Below are 19,542 nucleotides of genomic sequence, written 5' to 3'. Positions count from 1 at the left end.
AAGGGATGTATACAGAATGGCAGGAAGATTAGACGAAGATTTAAAAGATGTAACGCTACTTGGAAATCAAAATACAAAATATTTATTTGAATATAGCCCAGAAATTTTAGAGACATTTGATAATAATCATCCAAATCGTGATTATTTTGTAAAATTTAACTGTCCTGAATTTACAAGTTTATGTCCAAAAACAGGACAACCAGATTTTGCAACGATTTATATTAGCTATATTCCAGAACAAAAAATGGTGGAGAGTAAATCATTAAAATTATATTTATTTAGTTTCCGTAACCATGGGGATTTTCATGAAGATTGTATGAATGTTATTATGAATGATTTAATTAAATTAATGGACCCACGTTATATTGAAGTGTGGGGGAAATTTACACCACGTGGTGGTATCTCGATTGATCCATATTGTAATTATGGTCGTCCTGGTACAAAATATGAAAAAATGGCAGAATATCGCATGATGAATCACGATTTATACCCTGAAACAATCGATAATCGTTAATAAAAAAAGGATTTGTATGTATCATACAGATCCTTTTTTTCTATTATATTATGCATGTTGATTGATAACTGTATAGTTTTTGTGATTTACAACTGTAAGAGGTTCCATATCTAGTTCTCTAAAATTCTCCATGATTGTTATATCGACAATAACGGAGTTTTTATTTACTTTTTGAACACGGCCTTGCATTCCACCTTTAAATTCGATAATATCTCCAGTTTCTGCGATTTTCATAAGCAACTCTCCTTGTTACAGTTTTACCAAAAAAGAACAAGTTCGTTCTTTTTTATTTCCCTTTATTTTGAACTATATTCCCCTGTTTGTAAATGTTTCCATGATAAAATTTCAAAAAATAGTCATTTTTCGTAAGATATGTATAAAGTATTTTTCTGTTGTAGGAGAGGGAATGGATAAAGAAGTGCTTATATCAGTATATAGGGGTATAATAAATTGGGGGCGGTAAAAATGGTACTTAAAATTGTCGGAAGTGTTATAATGATTTTTTTATTCTTATTTTCATATAAGCAATTAAAAATAATTCGGAGCCATGAAACAGGTACATATTTTGATGGATTAGATGGTGTACATGCTTCTATTACTCATGAGAGCGGTGCAGATATGTAAGGAAGTATGCCTTTCTCTTTCTCCATGGTATGATGACAATAAGAGAAAGTGCATAATAATATAGGTGATGAACGGGAAATGGGGAGTGAAGAAGATGCGAATTTCTTTTATTCGTCACGGTTGCTTAAACAATGTTACAGAACCAATGACAGTATCATCGTTTCGTAACTGGGTGGAGCGGTACGATTTAGACGGCATGAAAAAAAGTACAGACATACCAATTGAAACGGTTGAAGCAATTGAATCTGCAAAGCTTATTGTAACGAGTAATCAAAAACGTGCAGTACAGTCAGCTGCAGAATTAACAAATTCCCTTTCTTTTATACAAAATTCTCTTTTCCGAGAGGCAGAAGTACCATCTAGCTTCTTTGTTCCGAAATGGGTGAAGTGTAAACCTGAAATATGGACATTTATTGGGCGCACATTATGGGTGATTGGATATTCTAAAGGTGTTGAGTCTTATCGTGAAGCGCAAGGAAGAGCGAAGCAGGCAGTTGATAAGTTAGTTGGATATGCTTTAGTTCATGGACATATTGCGCTCATAGGGCACAGTTATTTTAATACGATGATTGGAGCTGAGCTGCGTGCTAGAGGATGGTCTGGGCCCCCTATTTTTCATAGGAAACCATGGAGTTGTACAGATTATACATTTCATGAAGCGATGAATGGAAATATACTAAATACCAATTTAACATAAAAGCACACGATTACAATGAAGAATCGTGTGCTTTTTTGTTAAGAAACGAAAGCTTTTTTATATAGTGGCTTCACTAAATGAGCATATGGCTCTCCAACAAGCATAACTGTTTTATCCTCTTGGTAACCAAGTTTTTTATATAAAGAGAAAGCTCGCTTGTTTTCTAAATTTACAAGTAATGCAATTTTCTCATAGCCTTTTTCATAGGCATCATTTTCTGCTGCTTGAATCAATTTTGAGCCGATACCTCGTCCGCCGTATGCGCTTGAAACGGATAATGTGTCAATATAATATTCATCGATCTCAGCTTCTTTTTCTAGCGTAATAGATGAATCTTGATGGATTTTTCGTAAGTGTTTTACAATTGGGGTATCTAGTTGTTCTGCGTGGCTGCCATGATAGGCTACGATAACTCCAACTGCTTGGCCATCTTGTTCTTCAACGAAACAGTTCTCGTAGCTAAGTCGATTTTCTTTTTTTGAAAACCAAGTTTCAAGCCCTGTCAATACTTCTGTTTCTACCTTCGCACCTGTGATCTTTTCAGCAATTTCATGCAGAGCGTTATACAATAAAGGAGATATTACCTTCGCATCTGTCTTCTTTGCTTTCCGAATCATATTATCCCTCCTAGTTGTCATTCTTATTGTAACATAAAATAAAGTTTCAATTAGTAATTCATCAATTTCTGAATTTTCATAAGATAATCTTGGATATCGAATAGATCCAGTATGGGTGAACCGTTATGTTAGTATATGATATTTGCTGTGAATATAAAAAATTTAACATTGTCGACTTGTGGAAGATAGGATAAAATATTGCAGAGAGGTGAAATACATGGATAAACAATTAGCAAATGCGATTTTAGATCAACTGAAAAATGGAGAGATAGAAGAGTATGTTGTAACTAAGGATGTATTTTATACGTTTCGTGAGGTTGTAGTAAATCGAGAAGATTTTAAACATTTCAGTGGGAATGCACAGCGCGGCGGGAAAATTATTTATACATATACAGAAACACCGCGTTCTTAATAGAGGGAAAAGGAGAGGAGAATTATGGGAGAATTTAAACAAGGTATTTTACCGCACTGGGATTATATGTGGAAAGATGGCACAGGAAAACGATTCGTAGGAATGGTTATGTTTCCAGAGAAACGGAAACGTACGAAAGAAGTTATAGAAAAATTGAAAGTAGCATATGAGCAAGAAACTAAAATTCGAGCAACTGTGAAATTTCAGCATATGAATCAATATGTAGAGGGAATGGTTGTATATTTTGATGAAGAAGCACCAGTTTTTACAATGCAAGATACAGACGAGAATTTTCACCATTTATTTATAAAGGATATTTTACGTATTGAACATTGCGAATGAGTGACGCTTTGTGTACCACCTTTTAAAATTCTCAGCACGCTAACAAATAAATTGGTGTACCATAATAATTGTCCTTTCCATTAATAATGATATTTTTTATTATGTAACAAAAAAGAAAGTATATGTATGTATTCGATGTAATAAATGTTTCATCCGCAAGGGAGAGAATTTCTTACTTGTGTGATTTGAATAATGTGTAACCGGTTTCGAACAGATTACAATTTCAAGTCTGTTCTTTTTTGTGTGATGCTGGAGAAAGAAATTTCTCCAGCATTTATCGTTTTTTACAAAACATACTGTTAACATTTTTATGAAAATGGTTAAATTCGTTGACAACTTTTTCGAAAAGCACTTTATTGACATGAGTTTTAGAATGTTGTTTCATAGTCTTTGTATTGAAAAAAAACGACTTGTTATGTCGAAAAGTAAAAGTTAAAAAAAGAAAGAATTTATACATATATCTTGTGTCTTGTTTTGAAACGTAATACAATATATAGGGAAATCATGAAACGGCATCTAGATATTATAGAAAGAAAGGGAGGGTCGGAAATGTTGGTTGCATATGATTCTATGACAGGAAACGTGAAACGTTTCATCCACAAATTAAATATGCCGGCCGTTCAAATCAATGAGGATCTTGTATTAGACGAAGATTTTGTTCTTATTACGTATACAACAGGTTTTGGAAATGTGCCGGAACGTGTTTTAGAATTTTTAGAGCGCAATAATGCAAATTTAAAAGGCGTATCTGCAAGTGGCAATCGCAACTGGGGAGATATGTTCGGGGCAAGTGCAGATAAAATCTCAACCAGATACGAAGTACCGATTGTATCAAAATTCGAGTTATCTGGAACAAATAAAGATGTAGAATATTTTAAAGAAAGGGTGCGGGAGATTGCGACACATTGAACTGAATAATGAAATCACGCAAATGCAAGACGGTTTCTATCAGCTGCATAAAGATAAAGAAGCATTAGAAGTCTTTATGGAAGAAGCGAGAGCGAATACCGTTCATTTTGAGAGCGTGGCAGAGCGAATTGAGTATATGAATGAACATGACTACTATTACAACGTTCTGGACGAGTATAAGTTGGAGGAAGTAGAGGAAGTATACAACGTTGCATACGGTGAAAACTTCACGTTTCAATCTTATATGGCGGCATCTAAGTTTTATAAGGATTATGCGTTAAAAACAAATGATCAAAAACAATACTTAGAAAGCTACGAAGATCGTGTATCAATTGTGTCATTATACTTAGGACGCGGCGATGTTAACAAAGCAAAACAATTTGCAAGCATGATCGTAAAACAAAACTACCAACCAGCGACACCAACCTTTTTGAATGCGGGAAGAAGCAGAAGAGGAGAAATGGTGTCTTGTTTCTTGTTAGAGATGGATGATAGCTTAAATTCAATTGGATTTAATATTAATACGGCGATGCAGCTATCGAAAATTGGTGGAGGAGTAGCTTTAAACCTTTCTAAGCTACGTGCACGCGGTGAGCAAATTAAAGGCATCGATAACGCAGCAAGCGGTGTTGTACCAGTTATGAAACTACTTGAAGATTCGTTTTCATATGCGAATCAGTTGGGCCAACGAAAAGGTGCCGGTGCAGTATATTTAAACATTTTCCATTGGGATATTATTGAATTCCTTGATACCAAAAAAATAAATGCCGACGAGAAGAGCCGTATTCAGTCTCTATCAATCGGTATTATCGTTCCAAGTAAGTTCTTTGAGCTTGCTGAGAAAAATGAACCATTCCATGTTTTCGCACCATATACAGTGTATAAAGAGTACGGAAAACATTTAGACGATATAGATATCGACGAAATGTACGATGAACTGATGAGCAATCCGAAAGTGAAAAAGAAGCCACTTGATATTAGTGCGCGTGATATGCTCATTAAAATTGCAATGATTCAGCTTGAGTCTGGTTATCCATACTTAATGTTTAAATCAAATGCGAATAAGCAACACCCATTAAAGGATATTGGAACTGTGAAGATGTCGAATCTCTGCACAGAAATTTTCCAACTACAAGAAACATCCGAAATCAATGACTACGGTACAGATGACATTATCCGTCGTGATATTAACTGTAACTTAGGATCATTAAACATTGTAAACGTAATGGAGAATAAGGAAATTCGTGAAGCGGTTCATGCAGGAATGGAAGCTTTAACAGCTGTTTCTGATATGACTATTATTCCGAACGCACCAACTGTAAAAAAAGCAAATGATGAGCTTCATTCAGTTGGACTTGGTGCAATGAATTTACACGGATATTTAGCGAAAAATAAAATTGCTTATGAAAGTGCAGAAGCAAAAGAATTTGTTCGTACATTCTTTATGATGTTAAATTACTACTCTATTGAAAAGAGTATGGGAATTGCGAAAGAAAAGGGCGAAACATTTAAAGACTTCGATAAGTCGGATTATGCAAACGGCACATACTTTGAAAAGTATGAGACAACAGATTACAGTCCTGTAACGGAGAAAGTACAGCAGTTATTTGAAGGAATCTATATTCCAACAAAAGAAGATTGGACAAGTCTAAAAGAAGAAGTACAGAAGAACGGTTTATACAACTCATATCGTTTAGCCATCGCTCCGACACAATCGATCAGTTACGTTCAAAATGCAACTTCAAGCGTAATGCCAATCGTGAGTCAAATCGAATCAAGAACGTATGCAAATGCGACAACATACTATCCAATGCCATATTTATCAAAAGATACATTCTGGTATTATAAATCTTCTTACGATATGAATCAGTTTAAATTAATTGATCTAATCGCAGAAATTCAAGAGCATATTGATCAAGGAATTAGTACAATTCTGTATGTAAATAGCGATATTTCTACTCGTGAATTAGCACGTTATTATATCTATGCACATAAAAAAGGTCTGAAGAGCTTGTATTATACAAGAACACGTAAGTTAAGCGTGGAAGAGTGTGTAGCTTGTACGGTTTGATGATGTACTGCTATACAAATTCAATAACCCACTTCTAGAATAAAAGTACAACGGTATGAGCAGGGTTAAAATAACCCTGCTCATACTTAGTTATACAATTTCCGTTCAATTGAACGGTTAGGTTTTCATTTGTACATGGAAGTTTAACCGTTCAATTGAACAATTAATGTTATAAAAGGGGCGATTCAATGCGCGCTGTAAACTGGAATAAAAAAGAAGACGATTTTAGTTTAATGTTTTGGAAGCAAAACATCGCTCAGTTTTGGACAGAAGAAGAAATAGCGGTATCTTCTGACAAAAATACTTGGGTGCAACTATCAAAAGAAGAGCAAATTGCTTATAAGCGTGTACTAGGAGGTTTAACGCTTCTAGATACAAAACAGGGCGGCGAAGGGATGCCGCTTGTACTTGTTCATCTTGAGAATTTACAAGCGAAAAGTGTACTAGCTTTCATGGGTGCTATGGAAGAAGTACACGCTAAGAGTTACAGTCATATCTTCACGACACTTGCAACAGAAGAAGAAATTGATGAGATCTTTGAATGGGTAGATAGCCATCCATTACTTGAGAAGAAAGCAGGTATTATTACAGGGTACTATCGCCGTTTATTAAAGCCACAAGTAACGAAAAAAGAGCTATATATGGCAATGGTAGCGAGTGTGTTCTTAGAAAGTTACTTGTTCTATAGTGGATTCTTCTATCCACTTTACTTAGCAGGACAAGGTAAATTGACTGCAAGTGGTGAAATTATTAACTTAATAATTCGCGACGAAAGCATTCACGGCGTATTCGTCGGTATTTTAGCACAACAAATCTTCGCGGAACTTTCTGCAGAAGAGCAACAAGAAGTGCAAAAAGAAACACAAGAGCTATTAATGGAACTGTATGAAATTGAAACTGCATATACAGAAGAAATTTATACATCCATTGGTCTTGTAGAAGATGTAAACCGCTTTGTTCGTTACAATGCGAATAAGGGACTTATGAACTTAGGATTAGAACCACACTTTGAAGAGGAAGAAATTAACCCAATCGTACTAAACGGTTTACGTACAGATACGAAAAACCATGATTTCTTCTCTGTAAAAGGGAATGGTTATGTAAAAGCAACAAATGTTGAAAAATTATCAGACGATGATTTTGTATTTAATTTTTAATAGATAAGATTGAAAAAGCTGTCTTTCATATAAGGCAGCTTTTTTTGTTATGAATAGTTTACATAATGTTATTATTTTATGATAGTCTTTTTATTTCCTGATTGATTAAAATTTCACATCATTTGTATTTAGCGGTATGTGAGATTGAATAACTTATGTCAAAATGAATAAAAAAATGAAGATTAATAAGCATACTACTACACCTATATATTCTTTTTCGTATGGATTTTTACTTAACAGAAATTTTGGCTCGAAAATTGCATGAATATTTAAAAACAAATAAGGAGGTTTTGGAATGAGATATATAACATATACGGTTTGTTGAAAGCGTTTTCTGTTTAGTTATCAAACTTTACATGGAAATTAGATAGAGAAAGTAGGAGGAATGATAGGTGGGAAAAGTAGTTGGTTTGAAACGTTCATTAGGACTTTGGTCAATTGTTATGCTAGGCGTTGGGTATATGACACCAATGGTGGGATTTGATACATTTGGGATCGTTTCTGAAAAAACGGGTGGGCATGTTCCAGGAGCTTATCTTATTGCATTAGCAGGGATGTTGTTTACAGCTGCAAGCTACGGCAAAATGGTAAAAGTTTTTCCTACCGCGGGATCTGCTTATACGTATACACAGAAGACAATTAGTGCAAGGCTTGGATTTCTTGTTGGATGGTCAGCGTTATTGGATTATTTGTTTCTACCGATGGTGAACGCACTATTAACGAGAATTTATATGTCAGCACTTTTTCCAAGTGTTCCAGACTGGGCATGGGTCATTGGCTTTGTTCTACTGATTACACTTATAAATATTATTAGCGTGAATGTTACTGCTAATTTCAACACGTTCTTAGTAACATTTCAAGTGCTAGTAATGGCTGTGTTTGTTTTTCTAGTTATAAAAGGCTTATTAGCGGGAGAGGGAACAGGAGAAGTTTTTTCCATTCAGCCGTTTTTCCAATCAGATATACAAATATCACCGTTAGTTGCAGGGGCCACAATTCTTTGTTTTTCATTTTTAGGTTTTGATGCGGTAACTACATTTTCAGAAGAAACACCAAACGCAAAGAAAACGATTCCTCGAGCAATTTTTCTTACCGCTTTAATTGGTGGTATTCTATTCATTGTTACGACGTACTTTACACAATCCTTTTTTCCAGATGCATCTGTATTTAAAGATCAAGAATCAGCAGCTCCAGAAATTGCGCTATACGTTGGCGGAAAATTATTTCAAACTTTCTTTTTGGTAGGAACATTTATGGGAACAATGGCGTCTGGCTTAGCTTCCCATACAAGTGTATCGCGATTATTATATGTAATGGGGCGAGATAATGTAATCCCGCAAAAGATATTTGGATACATTCATCCTCGTTTGCGAACTCCAGTATATAACATTATTTTTGTAGGAGTTATTGCACTCTCAGCCATGTTCATAGATTTAGAAACAGCAGCCTCCCTTATTAACTTCGGAGCGCTTATTGCATTTACATTTGTTAATTTATCAGTCATTTCTTACTATGTAATCAAGCAAAAACGATATAAAACAGTAAAAGACTTTTTTAATTTTTTAGTGATGCCTATCTTAGGGGCGGGGACAGTCGCTGTACTTTGGTTCAACCTCAATATTCACTCACTTATTCTTGGACTTAGCTGGGCTGCTATTGGAATCGGTTATCTTCTATATATTACAAACATGTTCCGTTCAGCACCTCCGCAAATGCATTTTGAAGAAGTGCAGGAAATGTAAAATAACAAAAACATTGGGATGTATCCGGTGTTTTTTATTTTGGAGATTTTAAAGTCATGCAAGGTTGCATAAATCATTCAACTGTTCATAAGGAAGGGAAGAAAAAATATAAGTGAGAAGGCTGAAACAATACGATTATCACGATATTTTCAATTGGCACGATTATTGCTTTATACAATTAGTAAAAATATAAAAATGAGGTGTTATCGTGGCAATTCAATCAGAAAAACATACAACTACAGTTGAACTTGAAAATCCTTTAGAGGAATTTCAGGCCATATTAAAAGAAGCACTCCAGGCTTTGCGTTATCCAGAGGAAGTATTCGATTTTCTGAAAAAGCCGATGCGTTTTTTAGAAGTAAGTATTCCTGTTCGAATGGATGATGGAAGAACAAAGGTATTTCAAGGGTATCGTGCCCAGCATAATGATGCAGCAGGACCAACAAAAGGTGGCATTCGGTTTCATCCAGATGTTACAGCAGAGGAAGTAAAGGCGCTTGCTGGTTGGATGAGCTTGAAATGTGGAGTAACAGGACTTCCATATGGAGGTGCGAAGGGCGGGATTATTTGTAATCCGCAGGAGATGAGTTTCAGAGAATTAGAGTTACTTAGCCGTGGTTATGTAAGAGCGGTAAGCCAAATTGTTGGACCTACTAAAGATATTCCAGCACCTGATATGTATACAAATGCGCAAATTATGGCTTGGATGCTGGATGAATATGATCATATTAGAGAATTTGACTCTCCAGGCTTTATTACCGGAAAACCATTAATGCTAGGAGGATCACAAGGACGGGAAACAGCTACGTCTAAAGGAGTGTTTTACACGCTTCAATTAGTTAGTGAGCTAAAACATATTCAGCTTCAAAATATGCGAGTAATCATTCAAGGGTTTGGAAACGTTGGAAGCTATTTAGCAAAATATTTATATGATATTGGTGTGAAAGTAGTAGGAGTATCTGATGCTTTAGGTGGTATTTATAATCCAGACGGTTTAGATGTTCCTTATTTACTAGAAAATCGAGATTCTTTTGGTGTCGTATCGAACCTTTTTAGTAAAACAATCTCTAACCAAGAGTTGTTAGAAAAGGAATGTGATGTACTCATTCCGGCAGCAATTGGAGGAGTGATTACGAAACATAATGCAGAAAGGCTTGGGTGTAAGATTGTCATTGAGGCCGCAAATGGTCCGACAACAAAAGAGGCAATAGCGATGTTAGAAGAGAAAGACATTTTAGTTGTCCCAGATATTTTAGCGAACTCTGGAGGGGTTATTGTTTCTTATTTTGAGTGGTGCCAAAATAACCAAGGATATTATTGGACAGAGCAATATGTTGACCAATGTTTAAAAGAAAAAATTACATCTAGCTTTTCTAATGTATTCAACACTTCAAAACGGTTTGGGGTAAATATGAAAATCGCTGCTTATATAGAAGGAGTTCGTAAAATTGTAGAGGCATCGCGTCTAAGAGGTTGGTTGCATTTTTAAGTTAAAAGGAGGAATCAAATGAAACTTGATATTCTATTAGAAGAAATTGAAAAACAACCAGTTGGTTATTACTGTATTGTGTCGAATCATCATCGATATGATCTAGCAGTTGCTTATTCACAGCAGTTTTTTGGAAAAGCAATGGTCACATCTATTCAAAATGGAAGAATGATTCTATTAAGTCAAGAAGATATTGAACTAAAGCAATATTGGGCACCTAAGTTAGGGATTGAAGTAGAAGATGTAGAAGATTTTCAAAGTTTTTTTCACATGATTCTTCAGTCACAAATGTTGGCGGAACAATATTAATAGAATAAGAGAAGGGAATGATTTATTTTGTATTATGAGATAGTTACAAGTCCATGCTATGGAACGGTTGAAAAAGTGTCTATTGATAAGGACTCTCGAATTTATGAATGGGAACCGCTATTTGCTATTAAAGATATGAATGGAAAGATGGAAGTAATCAAAATGGGATGTAGCGGAGAAGTACAATCTTTAGAAGTAGAAGCAGGAGATAAAGTAATTCCAGGTATGGTATTAGCTTATATTCAGGAAGATATTTTAATTAGTGGTAGTGATTAATTATAGACAATTAGGAAGATGGAATCATTCATCTTCCTTTTTTTATTAAAGTAAGTAAAAAATGTATATTATCAGATTAATTAAAAAAATCTGTTTTTAATGTTACAATACAAGTTAAGTAGTTCAAAGGAGGATTAGCAGAATGTTTTCCATTGCCCATAAAAAAATTAGACCTATTGTTTCTGTACCTATCGATCAACTTGAAAAGGAATGGAATATAGATGTTAAAAATATAAAAGAATCTTTTCTGTTTTTAAAAAGAGAAGATCAATTATTTGCATACGTCCATGTGAAGGATCTGCTATCAAGAAGTGAGGGACTAACTACCCAAGCATTACTTTCAAATGCTGTTTCACTAGATACAATATGTCATCTTAGCAAAAATATTTCCTTAACAGCTCTATTTCAAATTATCGGGGCACCTATTGCCATAGTGAAAAATGAAATAGGAGAGTTAACAGGATACATAAGAAGAGAGGATGTTTTTGCAGAACTATTTAAGCAAGAAAATAAAAGTGTCGATATACTGAAAATCATTTTAACGTCTATTCCAATGGGGATTTTTGTAGTAGATCGTGAAAAGAAAATTGTAAATTGTAATGAATCTGGTTTGAAGATGATTAAATCTACTCCTGAAAAAGTACTGAATGTACCAGCAGAACAGATTTTTAATGGGGAACATATTAGCAATGTATTTGCAACGGGAAAAACGATTTTAAATCAATTGCAAATAACAAATGAGATGGGAGTATTAGTTGACTACAGTCCAATCCCAAGCTTCGATCAAAAAATTGAAGGAATGGTTATTATTGTGCAAGATTTACCGATGGTTGAGGATATGGCTATGGAAATTGAATATATAAAGGATTTAAATAAAGATTTACATGCAATTTTATCTAGCATTTATGATGAAATATTAGTAGTCAATCATAAAGGGGAATTAATCCGTTATAGTGAAACCGTTATCAATGATTTTTGGGGAGGAGATTTGAAGGATCTTTTAGGAAAAAATCTTTTAGACTTAGAGAAAAAAGGGTTATTTAGTCCATCCGTTACGCGATTAGTGTTGGAACAACAAAAAAAGGTATCGATTGTACAAGAGACAAAAAACGGTAGAAAGATATTAGCCGTTGGAAATCCTGTGTTTAATGAAAATGGAGAGCTTCATCGTATTATTATTGCCTCAAGAGATATTACAGAAGCAACGCGATTAAAGACGGAATTGCATGAGATAAAAAAGATATCTGAACAATATAAGAAAGAGTTAGACAGCTTTAAAAATAAAGATCGCTTTCTTAAGAAACTTATTTATTGTAGTCCGAAAATGGAGCAAATTATTAATCAAGCAAAAAAAATAGCTGATTTTTCTTCAAATGTTCTTATTTCTGGAGAATCAGGCGTTGGAAAGGAAGTCATCGCACAAGCGATTCATCAACTTGGAAGTCGTTCTGCGAAGCCATTTTTAAAATTAAATTGCGGTGCGATTCCAGAATCATTATTAGAAAGTGAATTATTTGGTTATACGAAGGGTGCTTTTACTGGCGCTGACAAAAATGGAAAAGAAGGATACTTTAAGAGAGCTGATCAAGGCATATTATTTTTAGATGAGATTGGAGAAATGCCTTTACATTTACAAGTGAAATTACTTAGGGTGTTACAAGAACAAGAAGTAATTCCGATTGGAAGTACGATACCTACAAAAATAAACGTTCAAATTATTGCTGCTACGAATAAAAGTCTTGAAAAAATGGTGGAAGCTGGTACATTCCGTGAAGATTTATTTTATCGCTTAAATGTAATTCCATTGCAAGTTCCGCCGCTTAGAGAACGAATGGAAGATGTTCCAGTACTCGCATTTCATTTCTTACAGCAGTTAAATGAAAAATATAATAGAAACTATCACTTAACCCCTGATGCACTTAACTTACTAGAGTTTTATTCATGGCCAGGAAATGTACGAGAGTTACAGAATATGATTGAACGCTTAGTAGTATCGGCAGATGATCCAGTTATTGAAGCTGAATTTGTTAGTAAATTCCTAACTCCTGGATATGATTTTAAAAAGTCAAAACCGGTTATTACAAGAGTGTTACCCTTACATGAAGCATTACATTCTGTGGAAGAGCAATTAATCTTACTCGCAATGAAGCAGTATAAAACAACGACGAAGGCAGCGAAAGCCCTTGGAATTAGCCAATCTTCTGTTAGTCGTAAATATCAAAAAATCGTGAATGAAAAAGAAATGGCAATCGATACAATTCCATATTTTTAAAAGTAAAAGGAGTAGCTTACATAAGCTGCTCCTTTTTTTGAATCCGTAATTATGCGAAATGTAATAACTTATGCAAAAATGCATAAGTTCATATGTTCTACTGGAGGGAATAGTCAGTTTTTGTAGGATTCCTTCGTATTTAAAATATTGGCACAATTATTGCTTATATAATATATGAACGATTGACAAAGGGGGATTATATACAGTGCTAGATTTAAAAATGTATCTAAACGGTGAATGGAGAGATTCTAGTAATCAAGAGAAAAGACCTATTATTAACCCTGCGAATGGCAAGGTTATCGCATATGCACCTGAAGGGACAATTGAGGATGTGAAATACGCGATAGAAGTGGCAAGAGCGACTTTTGATAGCGGAATTTGGTCAGAAACATCCGCTGCTGAAAGAGCATCTTATTTATTTAAAATAGCAGATGAGATTGATAAAAATATGGAAGAACTTACTCGCCTTGAAACGATGGATAACGGGAAAACGTATCGTGAGGCAGAAGGTGATGTTGGAGATGCGGCGGCCTGTTTTCGTTATTATGCAGGGCTTATTACAAAACCTGATGGACAAACATATCATGTAGCTGATCCAATGCAAGCTATGGTAGTTAGAGAGCCAGTTGGTGTTTGTGGATTAATTGTTCCTTGGAATTATCCGTTACTTATGAGTGTGTGGAAAATTGCTCCTGCTTTAGCGGCTGGAAACACGATTGTATTTAAACCTTCTGAAGTTACACCAATCACTGCAACAAAGTTATTCGAAATCTGTGAAAAAGTAGAGTTACCAACAGGTGTTGCGAATATGGTGATGGGTGCAGGGCCAATAGTAGGAAATGAAATTGCGGCGAGCGATAAAGTAGATATGATTTCTTTTACAGGTGGAACGAAGACTGGAAAGCACATTATGAGAACAGCGGCAGATAATATGAAAAAAATTTCGCTAGAACTTGGAGGGAAATCACCAAATATTATTTTTGCAGATGCAGATTTTGAAACGGCTGTCGATTATGCCCTATTTGGTATTTATGCAGGTACTGGTCAAGTATGTTCAGCAGGGTCAAGAATTCTTGTTGAAGAAAGCGTTTACGATAAATTTGTTACTCGTTTCGTAGAACGGGCAAAACAAATTAATGTTGGCCCTGGTAATAACTCAGAATCAGAGATGGGGCCGCTTGTAAGTCAAGAGCATATGGAAAAAGTATTACGCTATATTGAGATTGGGAAAGATGAAGGAGCAGAAATTGCTTGCGGAGGAAAGCGTATACTGGCGGATGGGAAAGGTGATGGTTTCTTTATTGAACCAACGGTCTTTGTCAATGTAAAACCTGATATGCGTATTGTGCAGGAAGAAATTTTTGGTCCTGTTGTAGTTATCCAAAAATTTAAGAGTGAACAGGAAGCAATTGAACTAGCGAACGGTACAGATTACGGCTTAGCTGGAGGTGTATTCACAGTTGATGGTGCAAAAGCGATGCGTGTAATCCGCAAGCTTCGCGCAGGAATTACGTGGATTAATAGTTATCATCCAACATACAACGAAGCGCCTTGGGGCGGATATAAACAAAGTGGTATCGGTCGTAGTTTAGGAACGTTTGGTTTAGAGGAATTCCAAGAAATTAAGCAGATTAATATAAATCTAGAAGTAGAACCAATTGGTTGGTTTGCAAATAAAAAAACTATAGGAGTGAAATAGATGGGAACGAATGTAAAAAGTAAATCTAACGAACAAGAAGTGAAGAATACGAGTGTAAATGATTATATTACGAAAGTACTTGGGCTAATCGAAAAAGAGAAAGTTTCTGAAGAAGAGGCGAACTGGATCCAAAAAGAAACAGTAGATGGATTTAGAGAACACGTAAATCCTGGTTTTCTTGCATATAGAAAAACGGTAACAAAAGATGGTCAATTTGCAGCAGTAGAATGGTCTGATGAAGGATCTTGCTTTATGGATATCAATGGTAAAAAATATATTGATTGTTTAGGTGGATTTGGGATTTATAATGTTGGGCATCGTAATCCGAAGGTAGTAAAAGCTGTAACGGATCAATTAAAGCGTCAAGCATTGCATAGTCAGGACTTATTAGATCCACTTCGTGCGATTCTTGCAAAAATTTTAGCAGATATTACACCTGGTGATTTGAAATATGCTTTCTTTACAAATAGTGGGACAGAAAGTGTGGAGGCAGCATTAAAACTAGCGAAAATGTACAGTGAACGAACAACTTTCATTTCAACAACGCGCGCCTTTCACGGAAAGAGCCTTGGCTCTCTATCTGGAACAGCAAAAGGAATGTTCCGTAAGCCATTTTTACCATTAATTCCAGGTTTCCGTCACGTTCCATTTGGTGATATCGAGATGATGAGAAAAACATTTGAAACGTGTGCATTAGTAGGAGAAGATGTTGCGGCTGTTATTTTAGAACCGATTCAAGGAGAAGGCGGTATTATCTTACCTCCAGAAAATTACCTAAAACAAGTAAGAGAACTCTGTGATGAATTTGGATCACTACTTATTTTTGATGAAGTGCAAACTGGAATGGGACGCACAGGGAAAATGTTTGCTGCAGAATTATATGATGTGGTGCCAGATATTATTTGTCTTGCGAAGGCATTTGGTGGGGGCGTAATGCCAGCAGGTGCAATTGTTGCCAAAGAAAAAGTATTCAAAAGCTGGTTCGAAAATCCATTTATGCATACAACAACATTTGGCGGAAATCCACTTGCATGTGCTGCTGCAATTGCAACAATCCATGTATTATTGGAAGAGAAATTACCAGAACGAGCTGCGGAAGTTGGGGAGTACTTCTTAAACGGATTGAAAAAAGCAGCAGAAGGGCATGAAGACAAAGTCTTTGAAATTCGTGGCCAAGGTTTAATGATTGGTATTGAATTCCATAAAGATGAAATTGGATATGAAGTATCAAAAGCAATGTTTGATCAAGGAATCCTTGTAGCTGGAACTTTAATTAATTCGAAAACAATTCGTATTGAACCATCACTTACAATTAGTTATGAAGAGGTAGATACGGTAATCAATGCATTTAAATCAGTGTTAGCACAAGTAAAAGCACAATAATTTTTTTATACAATAACTTGTAAATACAAACCAGTAAAACCACCATGTCACCTTCCTTTCTCGATGGTTTTACTGGTTTTTACTATAGGAGGATAAGGAGTGGAAGGAGCATTACAAGGAATCAAAATTATTGATTTATCTAGGGTTCTTGCCGGTCCTTTTTGTACGATGATTCTCGGTGATTTAGGGGCCGAGGTAATAAAAGTTGAGAATGTAGGAAATGGTGATGATACAAGAGGGTGGGGGCCACCTTTTGCCGGAGGAGAAAGTGCATATTTTCTTTGTGCAAATCGTAATAAAGAATCTATTACATTAAATTTAAAATCAGAAATGGGAAAGGATGTTTTGAAAAAGCTTGTTTCTCATGCTGATATCGTTGTGCAAAATTTCAAGCTGGGAACACTAGAGAGAATGGGTCTTGGTTTTGAAGTGTTACAAGAGGTGAAGGAAGATATTATTCTAGCTTCTATTAGTGGTTTTGGCCAAAAGGGTCCTGCTTCATATCTGCCAGGTTATGATTATATGATTCAAGCGATGAGTGGGCTTATGAGTATAACAGGAGGAAGGGATGAAGAGCCTGCCAAAGTAGGTGTTGCAATTTCAGATGTACTCACAGGTCTTTTTACGTGTATCGGGATTTTAGCCGCCCTGCAGCACCGAAATAGGACGGGAGAAGGGCAAGAAATTGATATTTCTTTATTTGATTCACAATTAGCGGCATTAGTAAATGTAGCGAGTAATTATTTGTGTACAGGAGAATTGCCAGAGAGACTTGGAAACCAGCATCCGAATATTGTTCCGTACCAAGTATTTAAGGCGGAAGATGGGGATCTTGTTGTTGCGGTTGGAAATGACGAACAGTTTTATAAGTTTTGTGTGTTGCTTGGTAGACAAGACTTATCCCGTTTAGAACGTTATAAAACAAATGCAGGTCGCCTTCAGTATAAAGATGAGCTCGTAAATATTATTGCAAATGAAATGAAGAAGAAAAAGAAAGAAGAATGGAAACAACTTTTGGATGAAGCAGGGATTCCAAATGGACCAATTCTTAATGTGAAAGAAGCGTTAGAGACAGAGCAGGCAGTGGCGAGAGATATGACAATTCATATGGAACATCCGACAATTGAAAACCTTAAACTTGTAGGTTCACCATTAAATCTTACAAAGACACCAGTGCAGATGCAGAAACATCCACCCTTGCACGGTGAACATACAGAAAAAATTTTAAGAAATCTGGGTTATTCTCAGGAAAGCATTATGGAAATGAAAAAAAATCAATGGATATAAGGAGGTATTACAAATGAATTTTTCTTTAACAGAAGAACAACAAAGTGTTAGAAAAGTAGTGAGATCCTTTGTAGATAATGAAATTATTCCGTACATTAAAGAATGGGATGAAAAAGGGCATTTTGAAGAAAAAATCTTGAAGCGTTTAGCAGAGCTGCAATTTATGGGCGTTTGTATTCCAGAGCAGTATGGTGGCGTAGGCATGGATTATAATACGCTGGCTATCATTTGCGAGGAATTAGAACGCGGTGATACAGCTTTTCGTACAGCTGTATCTGTACATACGGGATTAAATAGCATGACACTCCTTCAATGGGGAACGGAAGAACAAAAACAACAGTTCCTTGTTCCACAAGCAAAAGGTGAAAAGATTGGGGCGTTTGGTTTAACGGAACCAAATGCAGGATCAGATGTCGTTGCTATGCAAACAACAGCGGTAAAACAAGGCGATTACTACGTATTAAATGGATCGAAAACATGGATTTCGTTATGTGATGTTGCAGATCATTTCTTAATATTTGCGAAAACAAATCCGGAATTAAAGCACCGAGGTATTTCTTGTTTTATTGTAGAACGAACATTTCTAGGAGTATCGACAAAAGCGATAAAAGGCAAGCTTGGTATCAGAGCTGGAAATACAGGTGAAGTATTTTTAGATGATGTAAAAGTACCAGTGGCAAACCTTCTTGGAGAAGAGGGAGAAGGATTCAAAATTGCAATGGCGTCACTGGATAATGGACGTTTTACAGTAGCGGCAGGAGCATGTGGACTTATTCAAGCAAGCTTAGAAGCGAGCGTAAAATATTGTGAAGAGCGTAAGACATTTGGAAAAGAAATCGGAAAACATCAGCTCGTACAACAAATGATTGCAAAAATGTCTGCGAATCTAGAAATATCAAGGCTATTAGTGTATAAAGCAGGATGGCTAAAAAATAAAGGGAAGCGTAATACACGTGAAACGTCTTTAGCAAAATGGGTTGCTTGTGATGCTGCATTTGAAGCGGCAAATGATGCAGTACAGGTGCATGGTGCATATGGATATTCAAATGAATTTCCAGTAGAACGATACTTACGAAATGCAAAAGCTCCAGTTATTTACGAAGGAACACGTGAAATTCATACGATTATGCAAGCGGAATACGCACTTGGTTATCGTTCTGATAAGGAACTTCGTAATATGTTACCGAAGTGGCCTTTTGAAGAAAATGAGGCAGAAGTGATAACGAAATAGAAGAATAAAAGGCAGTGTAGCTCTCGCTACACTGCCTTTTTCTCACATTTTAGATTACAAGTATTTACATATTTTTTTGTCTCAGTGTACTATTTAACTAGTACACTGAGACAAAAGGAGGGGAGAAATGAAAATTGAATTTTCTCCTAACATACCGATTTATATTCAAGTTATGGAATACGTAAAAAAAGAAATTGTAATAGGTCATTTATCACCTGGTGACAAAATTCCCTCTGTACGTGAATTAGCAAGTGAGTTACAAGTAAATCCAAATACAATCCAGCGTACATTTCAAGAGCTAGAGCGAGATGGTATCGTTGTAACACGTAGAGGAATGGGGAGATATGTAACGAGCGAAGGAGAGAAAATTATGGAGCTGCGCAAAGATATGGCCAAAGAATTGCTTCATTCTTTTATAAACGGAATGGACAATTTAGGGTTTTCAGAAAAGGAGATTCTTTCAATTTTTCGTTCCTCATTGGAAGAGAAAAGGGAGGGGAACTGATGGCTG

General features: G+C 35.7%; 20 protein-coding genes. 18 read left to right on the top strand and 2 right to left on the bottom strand.

Features of this window, described 5'->3' with window-relative positions; all coding sequences use genetic code 11:
* Positions 1-16: 16 nt before the first annotated feature.
* The gene (queF, locus tag Y7E_RS0118095; RefSeq protein ID WP_017152675.1) at positions 17-514 is read left to right on the top strand and encodes a preQ(1) synthase; all 498 of its coding nucleotides are present in this window, start codon (positions 17-19) and stop codon (positions 512-514) included.
* Between the two features lie 48 nt (positions 515-562).
* On the opposite strand, the gene Y7E_RS0118090 is transcribed toward queF, so the two are convergent.
* Positions 563-748, bottom strand: coding sequence for a YkvS family protein (locus Y7E_RS0118090; protein WP_000683952.1), 186 nt, complete (start codon positions 746-748; stop codon positions 563-565).
* A 231-nt stretch (positions 749-979) separates the two neighbouring features.
* Here Y7E_RS0118090 and Y7E_RS33695 point away from each other — a divergent pair, with 231 nt between their 5' ends.
* Together Y7E_RS33695 and Y7E_RS0118080 are read left to right on the top strand one after the other, a co-directional pair.
* Complete coding sequence (locus tag Y7E_RS33695) at positions 980-1,138, top strand: hypothetical protein (RefSeq protein WP_017152674.1); 159 nt, start codon at positions 980-982, stop codon at positions 1,136-1,138.
* Between the two features lie 94 nt (positions 1,139-1,232).
* The gene (locus Y7E_RS0118080; protein ID WP_017152673.1) at positions 1,233-1,835 is read left to right on the top strand and encodes a histidine phosphatase family protein; all 603 of its coding nucleotides are present in this window, start codon (positions 1,233-1,235) and stop codon (positions 1,833-1,835) included.
* Positions 1,836-1,873: 38 nt separating this feature from the next.
* Here Y7E_RS0118080 and Y7E_RS0118075 read toward each other — a convergent pair whose 3' ends face one another.
* Positions 1,874-2,452: a GNAT family N-acetyltransferase gene (locus Y7E_RS0118075; protein WP_017152672.1), complete on the bottom strand. Its 579-nt coding sequence runs from the start codon at positions 2,450-2,452 to the stop codon at positions 1,874-1,876.
* A gap of 217 nt (positions 2,453-2,669) precedes the next feature.
* Between Y7E_RS0118075 and Y7E_RS0118070 the strand changes: the two genes are divergently transcribed.
* The 15 genes from Y7E_RS0118070 to Y7E_RS0118000 all read left to right on the top strand — a co-directional run bounded on the left by Y7E_RS0118070 (position 2,670) and on the right by Y7E_RS0118000 (position 19,536).
* Positions 2,670-2,864, top strand: a complete 195-nt coding sequence (locus Y7E_RS0118070; protein WP_017152671.1) for a hypothetical protein — start codon at positions 2,670-2,672, stop codon at positions 2,862-2,864.
* A gap of 24 nt (positions 2,865-2,888) precedes the next feature.
* Positions 2,889-3,206: a hypothetical protein gene (locus tag Y7E_RS0118065; RefSeq protein ID WP_017152670.1), complete on the top strand. Its 318-nt coding sequence runs from the start codon at positions 2,889-2,891 to the stop codon at positions 3,204-3,206.
* A 549-nt stretch (positions 3,207-3,755) separates the two neighbouring features.
* Positions 3,756-4,115 (top strand): class Ib ribonucleoside-diphosphate reductase assembly flavoprotein NrdI, encoded by a 360-nt coding sequence (gene nrdI, locus Y7E_RS0118060; protein WP_017152669.1) that lies wholly within the window; start codon positions 3,756-3,758, stop codon positions 4,113-4,115.
* A complete protein-coding gene (gene nrdE, locus Y7E_RS0118055; protein ID WP_017152668.1) occupies positions 4,102-6,186 on the top strand; it encodes a class 1b ribonucleoside-diphosphate reductase subunit alpha in 2,085 nt (694 codons plus the stop codon). The genes nrdI and nrdE overlap by 14 nt, the downstream gene beginning before the upstream one ends.
* Before the next feature lie 188 nt (positions 6,187-6,374).
* Positions 6,375-7,343, top strand: a complete 969-nt coding sequence (gene nrdF, locus Y7E_RS0118050; RefSeq protein WP_017152667.1) for a class 1b ribonucleoside-diphosphate reductase subunit beta — start codon at positions 6,375-6,377, stop codon at positions 7,341-7,343.
* A gap of 392 nt (positions 7,344-7,735) precedes the next feature.
* Entirely contained in the window at positions 7,736-9,085 is a 1,350-nt protein-coding gene (locus tag Y7E_RS0118045) for an APC family permease (RefSeq protein ID WP_017152666.1), read from the top strand.
* A 208-nt stretch (positions 9,086-9,293) separates the two neighbouring features.
* Positions 9,294-10,574 (top strand): Glu/Leu/Phe/Val family dehydrogenase, encoded by a 1,281-nt coding sequence (locus Y7E_RS0118040; protein ID WP_017152665.1) that lies wholly within the window; start codon positions 9,294-9,296, stop codon positions 10,572-10,574.
* Between the two features lie 18 nt (positions 10,575-10,592).
* Positions 10,593-10,883 carry an SAV0927 family protein gene (locus Y7E_RS0118035; RefSeq protein WP_017152664.1) on the top strand — a complete coding sequence of 97 codons (291 nt, stop codon included), beginning with the start codon at positions 10,593-10,595 and terminating at the stop codon, positions 10,881-10,883.
* 27 nt (positions 10,884-10,910) lie between these two features.
* Positions 10,911-11,159: a biotin/lipoyl attachment domain-containing protein gene (locus Y7E_RS0118030; protein WP_017152663.1), complete on the top strand. Its 249-nt coding sequence runs from the start codon at positions 10,911-10,913 to the stop codon at positions 11,157-11,159.
* A 142-nt stretch (positions 11,160-11,301) separates the two neighbouring features.
* Positions 11,302-13,431, top strand: a complete 2,130-nt coding sequence (locus tag Y7E_RS0118025; RefSeq protein ID WP_017152662.1) for a sigma 54-interacting transcriptional regulator — start codon at positions 11,302-11,304, stop codon at positions 13,429-13,431.
* Positions 13,432-13,636: 205 nt separating this feature from the next.
* Positions 13,637-15,130, top strand: coding sequence for an aldehyde dehydrogenase family protein (locus Y7E_RS0118020; RefSeq protein WP_017152661.1), 1,494 nt, complete (start codon positions 13,637-13,639; stop codon positions 15,128-15,130).
* Positions 15,131-16,513 (top strand): putrescine aminotransferase, encoded by a 1,383-nt coding sequence (locus Y7E_RS0118015; protein ID WP_017152660.1) that lies wholly within the window; start codon positions 15,131-15,133, stop codon positions 16,511-16,513.
* Positions 16,514-16,612: 99 nt separating this feature from the next.
* Positions 16,613-17,800: a CaiB/BaiF CoA transferase family protein gene (locus Y7E_RS0118010; RefSeq protein WP_017152659.1), complete on the top strand. Its 1,188-nt coding sequence runs from the start codon at positions 16,613-16,615 to the stop codon at positions 17,798-17,800.
* A gap of 13 nt (positions 17,801-17,813) precedes the next feature.
* The gene (locus Y7E_RS0118005) at positions 17,814-19,031 is read left to right on the top strand and encodes an acyl-CoA dehydrogenase family protein (RefSeq protein ID WP_017152658.1); all 1,218 of its coding nucleotides are present in this window, start codon (positions 17,814-17,816) and stop codon (positions 19,029-19,031) included.
* Between the two features lie 127 nt (positions 19,032-19,158).
* On the top strand, positions 19,159-19,536 hold the full coding sequence (locus Y7E_RS0118000) for a GntR family transcriptional regulator (protein ID WP_017152657.1): 378 nt from the start codon (positions 19,159-19,161) through the stop codon (positions 19,534-19,536).
* Positions 19,537-19,542: the final 6 nt, after the last annotated feature.

It is taken from the genome of Bacillus bingmayongensis (genome assembly GCF_000299035.1).
Lineage (GTDB): Bacteria > Bacillota > Bacilli > Bacillales > Bacillaceae_G > Bacillus_A > Bacillus_A bingmayongensis.
Note: the sequence above shows the minus strand (reverse complement) of the source record. Positions and strands in the feature narration are given on the sequence as shown.

Bases quoted from the DNA above. Each gene is read 5' to 3' on its own strand.
- queF (WP_017152675.1), top strand. From the start codon at position 17: ATGGCAGGAAGATTAGACGAAGATTTAAAAGATGTAACGCTACTTGGA.
- Y7E_RS0118090 (WP_000683952.1), bottom strand. From the start codon at position 748: ATGAAAATCGCAGAAACTGGAGATATTATCGAATTTAAAGGTGGAATG.
- Y7E_RS33695 (WP_017152674.1), top strand. From the start codon at position 980: ATGGTACTTAAAATTGTCGGAAGTGTTATAATGATTTTTTTATTCTTA.
- Y7E_RS0118080 (WP_017152673.1), top strand. From the start codon at position 1,233: ATGCGAATTTCTTTTATTCGTCACGGTTGCTTAAACAATGTTACAGAA.
- Y7E_RS0118075 (WP_017152672.1), bottom strand. From the start codon at position 2,452: ATGATTCGGAAAGCAAAGAAGACAGATGCGAAGGTAATATCTCCTTTA.
- Y7E_RS0118070 (WP_017152671.1), top strand. From the start codon at position 2,670: ATGGATAAACAATTAGCAAATGCGATTTTAGATCAACTGAAAAATGGA.
- Y7E_RS0118065 (WP_017152670.1), top strand. From the start codon at position 2,889: ATGGGAGAATTTAAACAAGGTATTTTACCGCACTGGGATTATATGTGG.
- nrdI (WP_017152669.1), top strand. From the start codon at position 3,756: ATGTTGGTTGCATATGATTCTATGACAGGAAACGTGAAACGTTTCATC.
- nrdF (WP_017152667.1), top strand. From the start codon at position 6,375: ATGCGCGCTGTAAACTGGAATAAAAAAGAAGACGATTTTAGTTTAATG.
- Y7E_RS0118035 (WP_017152664.1), top strand. From the start codon at position 10,593: ATGAAACTTGATATTCTATTAGAAGAAATTGAAAAACAACCAGTTGGT.
- Y7E_RS0118025 (WP_017152662.1), top strand. From the start codon at position 11,302: ATGTTTTCCATTGCCCATAAAAAAATTAGACCTATTGTTTCTGTACCT.
- Y7E_RS0118015 (WP_017152660.1), top strand. From the start codon at position 15,131: ATGGGAACGAATGTAAAAAGTAAATCTAACGAACAAGAAGTGAAGAAT.
- Y7E_RS0118005 (WP_017152658.1), top strand. From the start codon at position 17,814: ATGAATTTTTCTTTAACAGAAGAACAACAAAGTGTTAGAAAAGTAGTG.
- Y7E_RS0118000 (WP_017152657.1), top strand. From the start codon at position 19,159: ATGAAAATTGAATTTTCTCCTAACATACCGATTTATATTCAAGTTATG.